The 13,406-nt window shown below is 31.0% G+C and carries 8 protein-coding genes; all 8 read right to left on the reverse strand.

Translation table 11 applies throughout. The features are described from left to right. Nucleotides 1–130 precede the first annotated feature (130 nt). Nucleotides 131–1,399, reverse strand: coding sequence for a DUF2851 family protein (locus tag OIU80_RS02155; protein ID WP_264285449.1), 1,269 nt, complete (start codon nt 1,397–1,399; stop codon nt 131–133). A 60-nt stretch (nt 1,400–1,459) separates the two neighbouring features. Then, nucleotides 1,460–1,942: a 3'-5' exonuclease gene (locus OIU80_RS02160; protein WP_264285450.1), complete on the reverse strand. Its 483-nt coding sequence runs from the start codon at nt 1,940–1,942 to the stop codon at nt 1,460–1,462. Between the two features lie 91 nt (nt 1,943–2,033). Beyond that, the gene (locus OIU80_RS02165) at nt 2,034–3,395 is read right to left on the reverse strand and encodes a pyridoxal-phosphate dependent enzyme (RefSeq protein ID WP_264285451.1); all 1,362 of its coding nucleotides are present in this window, start codon (nt 3,393–3,395) and stop codon (nt 2,034–2,036) included. A gap of 52 nt (nt 3,396–3,447) precedes the next feature. Then, a complete protein-coding gene (locus OIU80_RS02170; RefSeq protein WP_264285452.1) occupies nt 3,448–5,412 on the reverse strand; it encodes a putative porin in 1,965 nt (654 codons plus the stop codon). A 156-nt stretch (nt 5,413–5,568) separates the two neighbouring features. Next, on the reverse strand, nt 5,569–7,050 hold the full coding sequence (locus OIU80_RS02175) for a RagB/SusD family nutrient uptake outer membrane protein (protein ID WP_264285453.1): 1,482 nt from the start codon (nt 7,048–7,050) through the stop codon (nt 5,569–5,571). A 15-nt stretch (nt 7,051–7,065) separates the two neighbouring features. Next, nucleotides 7,066–10,188, reverse strand: coding sequence for a SusC/RagA family TonB-linked outer membrane protein (locus OIU80_RS02180; protein ID WP_264285454.1), 3,123 nt, complete (start codon nt 10,186–10,188; stop codon nt 7,066–7,068). Between the two features lie 1,113 nt (nt 10,189–11,301). Next, the gene (locus OIU80_RS02185) at nt 11,302–11,637 is read right to left on the reverse strand and encodes a hypothetical protein (RefSeq protein WP_264285455.1); all 336 of its coding nucleotides are present in this window, start codon (nt 11,635–11,637) and stop codon (nt 11,302–11,304) included. 355 nt (nt 11,638–11,992) lie between these two features. Then, nucleotides 11,993–13,402, reverse strand: coding sequence for a SusD/RagB family nutrient-binding outer membrane lipoprotein (locus OIU80_RS02190; protein WP_264285456.1), 1,410 nt, complete (start codon nt 13,400–13,402; stop codon nt 11,993–11,995). Between the last annotated feature and the right edge of the window lie 4 nt (nt 13,403–13,406).

Raw genomic sequence — 13,406 nt, forward strand, 5'->3', positions numbered from 1 at the left:
AGTAACAACTAAAAATCAACATATTTCTCTTTGCTATCTAATCTTGATAGCTTTGGGATAAAATAAAAAGCTATATTTAGATATAACTTAATTGCCCAACTTTCTATTTCTCTATTTCTCTATTCCTCTATTAACTCTTTAGCAGTTCCATTCCAACAACACAATCAAGACATCTATTCTTATTACAATATTCATTCTTCAGCTGTAATAAAGATTGCGTCTCTAATGCATTTTTTGGATTAATTTTAAACATCTTAAACTTATCTATAATGGAGTTTTTTTCTGGTTTAATTTGATTTAAAAGTATAATTAGATCCTCAGAAATAGACTCTCCTTGCTTTTTAGCGTAAGCAAACTTTATTGGAATAATTGTATTTATGATAAGTAAATCAACAAAGGAACGGACTGTTTTCTTAGATTTCAAAGGACTTTCTTTATCAAACTGATAGTGATTTTGCCAATATGGAGCTGCCGAAACCAATAGCAAATCATAAATTTCCTGAGCTGTATTTAAATTAATAAGCTTCGAAAATAAATTTTGATATTTGTGGTATAAATTAGCCAATTGAGAAAGCCGAATTGTCGGGAAATTATCTGGCCGATGTTTAAAAAACTGTACTTGTTCCACATATACTCTCTCTAATTGATATTTATGCAAAAGATAAAAATACCTAATTTTCAAATCTTTATAATAATTATCCTCTTTATCTGCATCCAGTAATCCTGCATTTCCAAAAAGCAACGCTTCTAAATTCTCAACTTCAAAACTTTCTTTTCTTATTATACTAAACGGAATTGATTGTGCCAGTTTTAAAAAAGAATCTCCATTAGTATTTAATCCAAAGTTTTTTGCCAAAAGGCAAAACAAGATCGCCTCCCAATCGTTATTTGTTAGTTTTAACAAATCATAAATAGGTTTCGATTTACGCTCTAATCGCTCAAAGAAGAGTCGTTCTTGCCAATTTATAAATAAAAACGCACCAATATCTTTAATTTCTTTTTCGCAAAAAATCCAAGACTTAGGGGTGAGTAAGGTTTTATAATTTTTAATAATCTCTTCTGAAACATAATTTTTTAAAATCAAAACAGGTATCTCTGAATTATTTTGTCTGAAAATTTCACTATCATGCTCCCAAACAACATGCAAAATTACACTCTCATAAGCTTTATCATTTTCGTGATGATGCAAATACCAGTCAGAAGATTTTAAATGAATCTCAATGTTACCTGCCCATTTTTGATTTTCAATTATTATTTGAGCATTAAAAAAATCTGGTCCAGCCAATTCCAGGTACTGACCTACATTTATAATTATAAGCTCCTCATTATTAAACGTTCTTAAATTTAAAGTGTTGAACTTTTTATATTTCCATAGGTAATGCAGAAAATTTTCTTTCATTATTTAGTCATTTAAAATGATCGACCAAAGTAATTCAAAAAAATTAAAAATGAAAGAAAATTACCTCAATAAATATAACTTAGCACATGCTCGAGCATCTGATAATGCTTCGTGATGATTGAGCTGAATTTGCATTTCGCGACAGCAATCACTCAACTTTGTTGGTTTTAGTCCTCTCGCTTTATATATCTTAACCGTACATTCCCAACGTGAAGCAATATTTAAATCATCATAATTTAAACCATACAATGCCATAGATTTCATCAAGACATTACGATCAAAACTTTCATTGTGAGCAACAACAGTTCTATTTTCTAGACGTTTTTTTATCTCTGGATATACTTGAGCAAAGGTTTTTGCATTTATCGTATCACGAGGATAAATACCATGTACTCTAATTGTAAATGGTGAGTATTCATTATTAGGTGGCTTGATTAGAGTAACAAATTCATCTACAATTACCCCATTCTCTACCGTAACAATACCTACTGAACAAGGATGGTGTCCTATAGCAGTTTCAAAATCTATAGCAGTAAAAGTCATATTTTAATATTTTTTATAAGCTAAAAATGCCACAAATTCAACGAAAATTATCGTTAGATTTGTGGCTATTTAAATTGTATGAACTGTTGTTTTATTTTATCGAACCAATAATATCGTATTTTGTTATAATATGATGGTTTCCATTTCCTAAATCTACCAAAACTGCATCATTTTCTTTTGAAAAAAGTTTCGAAACCTCCTCTATCGGCGTCCCTAATTTTACAATAGGAAAAGGTTTTCCCATTACTTCTTTAATTGGTTTTTCGGCTACATTCTTGTCCGCTATGTAACTTCTAAACAAATCTGTTTCATCAACTGAACCTACAAACCCTGTTATATCGACTACTGGAATTTGTGAAATTTTATATTTACGCATTCTTTCAATTGCATGCGAAACCAATTCTTCTGTTCTCACAACGATTAGCTGCTTATCAATATGATCTTTTATAACATCTTCTGCTTTAGTAATATTCTCTTCTAGAAAACCACGTTCACGCATCCAATCATCATTAAACATTTTACCTACGTAACGACTACCTGAATCGTGAAATAATACGACCACTACATCATCTTTTGTAAAATGTTCTTTTAACTGCAATAATCCTTTTATACAAGCTCCTGCTGAGTTACCTACAAAAATCCCTTCTTCGAGTGCAATTTTTCTAGTATAAACCGCAGCATCTTTATCTGTTACTTTTGTAAATCCATTTATCAATGAGAAATCAACATTTTTTGGTAAAATATCTTCTCCAATTCCCTCAGTGATGTAAGAGTAAATTTCATTTTCATCAAAAATACCTGTTTCATGGTATTTTTTAAAAACTGATCCATAGGTATCTATTCCCCAAATTTTAATATTAGGATTTTTTTCTTTTAGATATTTTGCAACTCCAGATATTGTTCCCCCTGTACCTACTCCAACTACAAAATGTGTTATTTTCCCTTCTGTTTGTTCCCAAATTTCTGGTCCTGTTTGCTCATAATGTGCTAATGCATTCGATGGATTATCGTATTGGTTTACATACCAAGAATTAGGAGTTTCCTCTGCTAATCGTTTCGAAACTGAATAATAGGAACGAGGATCTGTTGGTTCTACATCTGTTGGACAAACGACTACCTTCGCTCCTACTGCGCGTAAGATATCCATTTTCTCTTTTGATTGCTTATCCGAAATTACACAAATAAGTTTGTATCCTTTTATAATAGCAACCAATGCTAATCCCATTCCTGTATTTCCAGAGGTTCCCTCGATAATAGTTCCTCCTGGCTTTAAACGTCCATCTGCTTCGGCATCTTCTACCATTTTTACTGCCATTCTATCCTTAACAGAATTTCCTGGATTAAATGTTTCAACTTTTGCTAAAACTAATGCATCAATTTCTGCAACGATTTTGTTAAGCTTTACTAAAGGCGTGTTGCCAATTGTTTCTAAAATATTTTTTGAGTACTTCATTATATTAAGTTTGGAAATTATAAGGTCTGATTCCCATTATTATTAATTAATCTTATTGGAAGAAATTCCAAGTTAAACCAAATCGGATGACAAAATCTCGATATGGATTGTTCGGTGCTGAATAGTAATTACTACCTGAAAACGACGAATTAAAATGCTCTGCTTTTAAAAAGATTCTTGTTTGTCTGATTCTTGCATTTATAAAAAAGTCAAAGTTCGGATAATTTCCTATTTCTTTCTTATTTTGAACAAAAAACTCACCAATTACAGGATTATAATCATTCCCATAATAACTAGTAAAATAATTAAATACGATTCCGGTTTGTAAAAAAAGTGCTTTTTTAAAGAAATAATTTGTGTAATACAATGTGTTTCTTGTTACGATTTCTGGCACATTTAATATCGCATTTGCCTGATCTACTTTTTGATATAAAACTGTATTATCCAATGCAAAACGTCCGAATTTAAATTCTTTACTGGCTTTTACTTCTAAGTAGTTGATTGTACCATCGTATTGTGCTGGTTTTATAATTTGGGTACCTGCATTAGCTTGTGTAGTTGTTGATTCATCTTTAAAATACATATGATCATTCAATACAGAATACTGAAATGACATATTAACCCAAGGTGTACTTGCGCTTGCGCTTAAAGAGTTAATTTTTTCGTTCTTGAATTTATTAGACCAATTGTATGCTACATAACTACTCTGATACAAATTATAGTTATTATTTGGTAACTTATTTATGTTTTGATACTCAAATGAAAGTTTAATTTTATCACTAAAATCATGTTTAAGCTTTGCTTCTAAATTAGAAAGCGATTGATCTGTTATTGATCTTGAATATAAAAATCTTCCGTTCCATTTATTTTTTTGATATTCATATTGACCTCCAAAACTATTAATATCCTGACTTAATGAGCTAGGAATAATTACTCCATTATCAAAAATCAAAACTCTACCATAGTATGAATTACTTCTAAAATCATCTATAAAAAATTGGAATTTCCCTAATAATATATTTTCATAAACTACCCCAGCCTTGTTATACATTTTATTATAACGTGACTGATCATTAATATTACTTGTTACATACGAATCTCCAAATCGAAGAACATTTTTCGTACCAACTGTTGATAAAACTGTTGGTTGATAGTATTCAAAAAATTTGTTTTCGTAATTAAATTGATGCGTTACATACAAATTATTATTTCCTTCTGTTTCATTTATTCTATATGCATGATCAAAAAACAATCGTTTTCCTTTTAAGAATGATTCCGCATCGGTAAGATATACTTCTAACCTCTGTCGATTTTTAAAATCCGGATCTCCACTTTCAAAATCATTGGGCGTTGTTATCCCACCATTTTCTTCATTAGAAATATCTTGATAAGTATAGTGTGCATTAATATAGTACTGTCCTTTTTTTGTACTATAACTTGCTGTTAATTTAAAATTTCCTGTGCTCGACAATTGATTTATATAATTCCCCTCTGAACGCAATCCTTTGTATTCTGCCGAAACATTAAATCTTTCAGACATATTCAAGGTTATAAACGAATCTAGCGTTTGCCCTTTATTGATTGTGGATTTAAAATACAATTCGGTTAATGGAGTTGCAACAGAATAATATTGAATCTGATTGGCTTCTAGAAAATTAAAATGCTTTGCTTTAAAACCCATTTCAGGATATGGAGTAAAATCGGTTAAGCTATATTGAAGTGTATTGTATGTTTGTCCAATATTAGAAAAAGGCAATAGTCCAAAATTATCCTTTCGCAAGTAATTATGGCTGTATTCTTTTTGAATTGTAAGTGATGTATCCAGATAAGTTGTATCACGCTCAAGTGTTATATATCTATATTGATCTATCCTTGCTACTTTCTTTTTGGCTTTAATAGTATCATTAAGCCCATGATGCGCACCACTCATGTCTAAATTACTTTTATTATTTGCTTTTGCCTGAGAAAACAATAGTGTGGGTAGTACTAAAAGATAAATTAAAAAGAGAATTCTCATTTGAAAGGGTTATATATATTTAGATATTATTTTCGACAATTTAGGATGACGCAAAGGTAAATGAAAAAAGTTTTTAAAAATAAAAAACCCGCTTATAAAAAGCGGGTTTTAAAAAAGCGGATTTTAGCAATCTACTTTGATATTATTATGCTGAAATTATTTTCCGTTATTAACAGTATTGTCAATAAATGGATTTGCATCAATTTCAGACTGAGGAACTTTAAGCATAAATCTTAAATCATGAGCCTGTAAATCATAAGTTACTCCTGCATTAGGTCCTTTTAAACGTTGATTACCATCTCTAGGCATTCCTTTTCCTAAACGTTTTGCATCAAACCATTCAATTCCATTTTCTAGGAATAACTCTTTACGTCTTTCAACTAAAATTTCATCAATAAGAGCTTGTCCTGTATTTGAACTTTGTACCGCATTTGCATCTCTATTTTTTTGTAATGCAAACAATACAGTTTTTGCACCACCATTATTTCCTTGTCTTGCTTTTGCTTCTGCATCAATTAGTATCATCTCAGCATATCTGATGATTGGAGAATGAGAACTAAATGTAAACGAAAACTTGTTCGAAACATAATATCTATAATCAGTAGATGGAAGTGTTGCTGATTTTTTATTAAATAATTTAGTTGGCCCTACTCCTCCTCTAACATCTGTAGCAGAGAATAAACTAACAAATGTTGAATTTACATATGCAGAATAATAACCAGGAGATCTATGATCAGAAAAAGCGTGAGGTGCTAAATAATAGTAATTACTTTGATCAGGTCTTTGAGGAGATCCCCATAACCATTCTACACTAGCATTGTCTTTAAAACCTGAACCATAACCACCAGCATCTAAAACCGAAGTGACATTTCCACCATACGCTTCTATAGCAGCAGCTTCTGCCAAATCCCATTTACCCATTACCTGATAAACTTGTGCTAATATAGCATTTGCAACTTCCTTATTCACAAAAGATTTTCCTAAGCGGTCTTCAGACAATAAAGGGATAGCTGTAGTCAAATCTTCAACCATAAAATCATAAACTTCCTTTACAGTAGACATCCCTTTAGGCACTACAGTAGGCTCTTTATAGATAGGCGGCGCTGGATAATTTTGATCCTCATTATATGATTTTGAAAACTCCAAAACTAATTGGTGGTAAAAGAAAGCACGTAATGCATATCCCTGTCCCAACAATTCATTTTTATCATCCTCTACTATTTTTGTACTAGCTTTAACTTGTTTAATAAAATTATTAACCTGATTAATCATAAAAAAAGGATAATCCCAAGTAAAAGTAGTTCTACGATATGTAGGCTCTCTATTATTATTCTCGTAATCACTTCCATACCAGTTGTTTGAAGATATCACATCATTACCTTTAAGCGATCTCGCATAAAACATTGAATTTAACCCACCTACATCTGTAGAAGCAACACCTGCTGCATTTTCAAATTGCCCTCTGAAACGTCTCAATATTCCAGCCATAGCCCCTTCAGCAGTGGTTCTACTTTCATAAATACTTTCAACAGGAACTCCTGTCGTAGGTTTTACTTCATCTAAAAATTCCTGACTACAACTACCTAAGCAAATTACACTTACTAAGGCTGCTGTTATATTTCTAACTATATTTTTCATATACTAAATTTATTATTAAAAATCAATCGAAAACCCTAAAGAAGCTAATCTTTGGTTGTATGTTCTACTATTTGTTGTACCTGCAAAACTTTGTTCAGGATCAATTCCTTTATGAGATTGGAAAGTCAACAAATTATCTCCCTGCAAGTAAATTCTAATATTATTTACTCCAATAGAATTCATTACATCTTTTGGAAAGTTATAACCGATATTCAATGCTTTCAAACGGATATAATTATTTTTGAATAAAAATCTTGTAGATTGAGAAGCATAATCCTGAGTTGATTGATACAATCTTGGAACATCTGTAATATCTCCTGGTTGTTGCCAACGGTTTTCTAAATCTGCAGATCCTGGACGTCCTGGATCTTTTAATCCTGTCATTAATGATGCATATGATGAATCATAAACGTAAGCTCCATAACTAAAGTTGAACAAGATATTCATATCAAAATTCTTGTATTTGAAGTAATTTGAAAGTCCTCCAACCACATCTGGCAATGATGATTTTCCTACATAGTTACGAGAAGCTTCTGAATAATTAAATGTAGTATTTCTATTTCCATTAGTATCTACACCATCTTTATACCATTGTCCTTTACCTGTAGCCGAATCAACTCCAGCCCATTCCTGAATCCAGAAATCATAAATAGATTTACCTACTTCCCAACGCTTACTACCATTAATAATATAATCTTGTGTTAAAGATGTAACTTCATTTCTATCAAAAGAGAAGTTCAAATCAGTAGTCCAAGTAAAGTTAGTATTCTTAACATTCACAGAACTTAAATAAACCTCTAAACCGTAGTTTTTCAAAGAACCTGCATTTGTTAAATAAGTTGTATTACCTGTTGAACCTGCAACTGGAATTGCATAAATTAAATCAATTGATTTTTTTTGATACCAGTCTGCTCCTGCTTTAAATCTATCATTAAAGAATCCTAATTCAATACCAATATTCGATGAAGCTGTTTTTTCCCAAGTCAATTTTTTATCAGCTGGTGCTCCCAATGAAACTCCTGGGTAATCCATTTCACTCCATCCTAAATTATATAATTGTTGGTAAGGAAAATAAGAATCTGTACCATCAGCATTCAATGCTCTATTATTTCCTAATTCTCCATAAGATCCTTTAAGTTTTAAAGTACTAATAACTTTACTATCTACTAAGAAGCTTTCGTCTTTAATACTCCAAGCACCACCTACAGAAAAGAAATTACCCCAACGTGAATCTCTTGCAAAACGAGATGAACCATCTGTACGGTAAGAACCTTCAAGGAAATATCTATTAGCATAATTATATGTAGCACGACCTAAATAACTATTAAGACGCTCTTCTGTAACAGTTCCACCAACTCCTGTTGGGTTAGTTGCTCCATCATTAACTTCTACTCCTGGCAAAAATCCTTCCCCTTGAGCATACATTCTATCTAACTTAAACTTATAAGCCTCTTGAATTCCATCAATACCAATAGTATGATTTCCAAATTGCTTTTTATAGCTTAACACATTCGTAATATTTATAGACGTTGTAATATCTCTATTTTGTGTTATTCTACCATTAACTCCAGCAGCATTACCATACAGAGAAGAACTATAGTTAAAATTATCAAGCATATATCTTTGGTATCCAATTGTAGTTTTGAAAGATAAATCTTTTGTGATTTTATAACCTGCATACCCATTGATAGTAATATCATCTCTATTATTTCTAACAGTATAATTATACAATGCTCCTAAAGCATTTTCATTCCCCATCATTGGACGCACTGCGTTTAAATCTCCATCACCTGCTCCATAATCATAAATCTTTCTTCCTAAATTATCAAACATTTCATTCCCTTGATCATCATGTTGATATAATGGATAAATTGAAGAAACATTATAAATCCATTGTATTGGACTTTGATATGAATTTCCTGATTGCGTTGGGAAATTTTGAGTTGATGTAGTATAACCTACACTTAAACCAGCGGTTAGTGATTCATTAATTTTGGTATCTGCGCTAATTCTAACTGAAGTTCTCTTAAAATTTGAATTAACTAAAGCCCCTTCTTGGTTCAAATTATTAGCAGAAAATGAAAATGCAGCATTTTCACCACCACCACTAATTGCGATAGAATTTTCTTTCCTTATAGCCGAATTATTAATCAAAGCCTTTTCCCAATCTGTATCCCAATATTTATCTGTTGTAACTAATTTTCCGTTAGCATCAACAGGAACTGTTGCTTTATAAGGATTGTACCCCAAAGCAGACACTAATGAATTAGATGCATTTTGACCTGCTAATGCAGGAGCTTGCCCTCTACCATATTGATTTACATTACGTACTGCTTCCCAACTTAACTCCGTAAGACGATCTGTTGACAATAATTTATGTAATTTAACTGCATTGCTACCAACACCTACTACAGAGTTTAAGTGTACCGTTGTAGGCGTATTAAATTTACCTCTTTTAGTAGTAATGATAATTACACCATTTGCTCCTCTAGAACCATATAAAGCAGTAGAAGAAGCATCTTTTAACACACTCATGCTTTCTATCTGATCCGCACTAATTGAGTTAATATTCCCTGAAAAAGGTGCACCATCTAAAATAATCAAAGGCTCTGCAGAAGAACTGATAGACCCAATACCACGAATACGTATGGTTGGACTTTCACCTGGTTGACCTCCTGCTGAGATAATGTTAACCCCAGCAACACTACCTTGAATTGCTGTTAAAACATTCGTAGCTTGTTGTTTTTCTAAAATGTCTTTACCTACTGTTGCTACTGAACCTACAATAGATTTTGTTTTTTGCTTACCGTAAGCAACTACCACAACCTCATCAAGTGATTGAGAAGCTGATGTCAATTTCGCATTTACACTATTAGATGCTCCAACAGTTACAGCAGAATCATTCATTCCCATAAAAGAAAACACTAAAACATCTCCTGCTTTTGCCTGAATAGAATAAACACCATTAAAGTCTGTTTGTGTACTTACTTTTGTCCCTTTTACTACAACATTCACTCCAGGAATTGGTCCAGAATCATCTGTAACCACACCCTTAATGTTTTTCTCCTGAGCAAAAGAAAACTGCATAGATAACGCTAACATTAGTAGTGTAAAAATCCATTTAAATTTTAATCTCATATTAATATATTTTGAATTAGTAATTCTGCAAACATCTTAATAAAAAGTTAATTAACCAAAAGTTAATCATAATATATTTTTTTTAACAAGAAAAACACTTTTTGTTAAGCAAACTAATAAATATGATACATTTCTTACTTTTTACAAAGAAAACATTCAAAGTGAATTATTCGAAATTTATACTTAAACAAAAAACAAAACACACAAATCACTAATTTTAAAGCAATTAAATTTATTTTATTATACTTTATTTAAATAGAGGCTAAAAAATAACTTCACCAAAACAAACAACATCTTAAAAAAAGAAAGAAAAAAGCTATAAAAAAATATTTAAAAAAAAATAAAAAAAAAAGCAATTTTTTACTTTTTCATACGTTATCAGCTCGCTAAAACTGTTAAAATTAGCGCCCTAAATGCATGAATAATAAAGAATACAAGAATGAATCCCATAATTAAATCTAATTCCTAGGCTTATTCTTAATTGAGATTGAAATTTAAAAACAAAGCTGAGTACAAAAACCACTCGTGATGAATAATTACTAATAGAAAAAATACAATTACTTAAGTTCTTTCTTAATCATATTTTTACATAAAATAATACCATTTTACAAACATGCCCACAATATCTATCCTTATCAAAATTTATTAGATTGATTAAATACGAATAAAACTCCTGAGACCTTCTCAATATATAATTTAAAATATCCTATACTGAAATCTTTGCTTATTGAATGTAGTACAATAAATGACATCTATAAAATTAGGTTGTTATACGAATTTTTAATAAATGTTTTTTTTGAGTTTATCAGATATCCATATATTTTCTATCATAAGAGAAGTATATAGATATCATCAAATTACTGTGGCAAAAAATCATTACAAATTATAACTCTTATTCATGTAAGCAAAAATCCTATCTAAGCTGACATCTATAAAATATTAAAAACAAAAAAAAGGAGCAAAAATCATAAATAGATTTCTACTCCTTTTTTTAAAAATACGTTCGACTCTTTTCTTTACTTTCAACTGAATGTCTTTTTAAATTCAATTATAAATATAGATTATCAAACTGTACTACGACAATCTAAATACTTATTGTCATTTTTTTTTAGATTATCCGCAATAAGCTGCTATCTGCCACTGGTTATTTTCTCCTCTTACCCAAGTATTGATACACGATCTACCAGGACCATCTTCCTTTCCTGGATCCAGAGATAAACCTGTATCAGTTCCATTACCAGCAGCACCCCCGCCATGATTTCCATTATTCGGTATTGCATTTATAACAAAATTACCATCTTTATCGGTACATTTTATAATAGTATTATTTCCTTCTTGATATATTTCTTTTATTATATCATTAGCATCACAATCTACTCCATTATAAGGGCCATCTTGTGAAAATCCTAAAAAAGGACAAAAAACTAGTAAATAAATTAATTTTTTCATTTTTTTTGTTTTGGTTAATATTTTGATAATAAAAATAGAATCCCAAATATATACTTTATCAATAAAAATAATGTTAATTATTAGTTAATCACTGGTTTATTTTATGATTATTCTCATTCAATATACTTTTTTTTCACAAAACGACAACCTATAGCATTGCATTAACAAACAAAAGTGAGCTTATCCTATTTGTTGAAAAATATATTAAATTTATTTACTAATACGAACCAACTAATCTAAAAATCGGCAATAAAAAAGCGATTAGTTAAAGATTTATCTTTTTCCTAATCGCTTAAAAAAATTGAGTTTTTATAACTAACTTTTCTCTGTACTCAATAAAACAGAATAATTATATTTAGTCTTTATCCCACCATATTTTAGAAGTTACATTACTAACCACAGTTGCATTAGGGTTATATTGTCTTTCGTCTGATGGCGTAGGGAGTCTTACTGGAATAGTTCTCGTCTGAGAATTCTGATTCGGAACCAACACAGGGAATCCAGTTCTTCTAAAATCATTATACGGCTCCATGGTTAAAAATAGAGCAATATATTTTTGTTGGATTATACCAGCAATAGTAATATCTGCAGTTGCTGCAGCTAAGAAAGGAGCGGTAGGATCTGTACTTGTTATCTTTCTTACAGATGCAGTAACAGCTTCCTGTAGCGCAGTATCTACACCTGATTGCCCTAATCTAGCTTTAGCTTCAGCTTCAATAAATTTAGCTTCTGCATAAGTTACAATACCAATTTGAGAAGCTTCACTAGCAAATGCTGATCCTATATATGAAGTCCCAATAGATGTTTGATCTTCTGGAGCATTTCCTATATAGTCTGGAACAAAGCCTACAGGTGCATTTTTTGGAGGAACAGTTAAAGCTATCATTTTTGACAACCTAGGATCATTGGTGTTTTTTAAGTAATCAACAAGATATTTCCCAACTTTCATATAATTCGGACGGTTATATCCAAAAGCATACCATTGGTTTAAACTGTTAGTTTCAGTTGTAAAAAAGGTATTTGCATCGTCTGCATTTTCAGTCATACCAGCTAAAGTAATATAGTCTAAGGCTTTTTGAGCCGCTGCATTGCCTTCAACAACTGTCAATCTTAAAGCAAATCTTGCTTTTAATACGTAAGCAACTTTTATCCATTTTTTCGTATCTCCTGCAAAAATAAGGTCATCTTTTCCAGGAATTTTTTCATTATTAGCTATAGGCTTTGCTAAGTTTATAATTGCATTATCTAAAATGGCTTGCAATCTTACGTATATTTCTTGTTGCGTATTGTATTTAGGAGCTTTGTTTCCTTGTTCAGCAAGAAATGATTCATCATAAGGAACATCTCCCCACATATCTGTAGCATATCCTAAATTTAGCGCAGTTAATATCTGACCTATTCCGTTATAATATGGGTAATCTTTTGCAAAATCTCTGTTTAAGATATGTCCATTCATTAAAGTAGTACCATAAATAAGGTTCCACTCATTGTTTACATCTCCTTCAGTTATGATATAACTTGCGATTGGCCCCATCTGTCCAATATTAGTACCTGCCAAATGTTGTGTAAAAATGCCTGAGTATCTCATCAATCCAGTTGTATGAGTAGAAAATGTAGAAACTTCCATGGCAGCCATCAATAAAGTTGGAGTACTAACCGACGGGTTATTAGGATTGTTGTTAAAATCATCTAATTCTGATTGACAGCTATTCAGTAATGTTATACTAAACACTGTAAGAATTACACCTTTTATGTATTTTTTCATTTTT

The organism is Flavobacterium frigoritolerans, assembly GCF_025847275.1.
Classification (GTDB): Bacteria; Bacteroidota; Bacteroidia; order Flavobacteriales; family Flavobacteriaceae; genus Flavobacterium; species Flavobacterium frigoritolerans.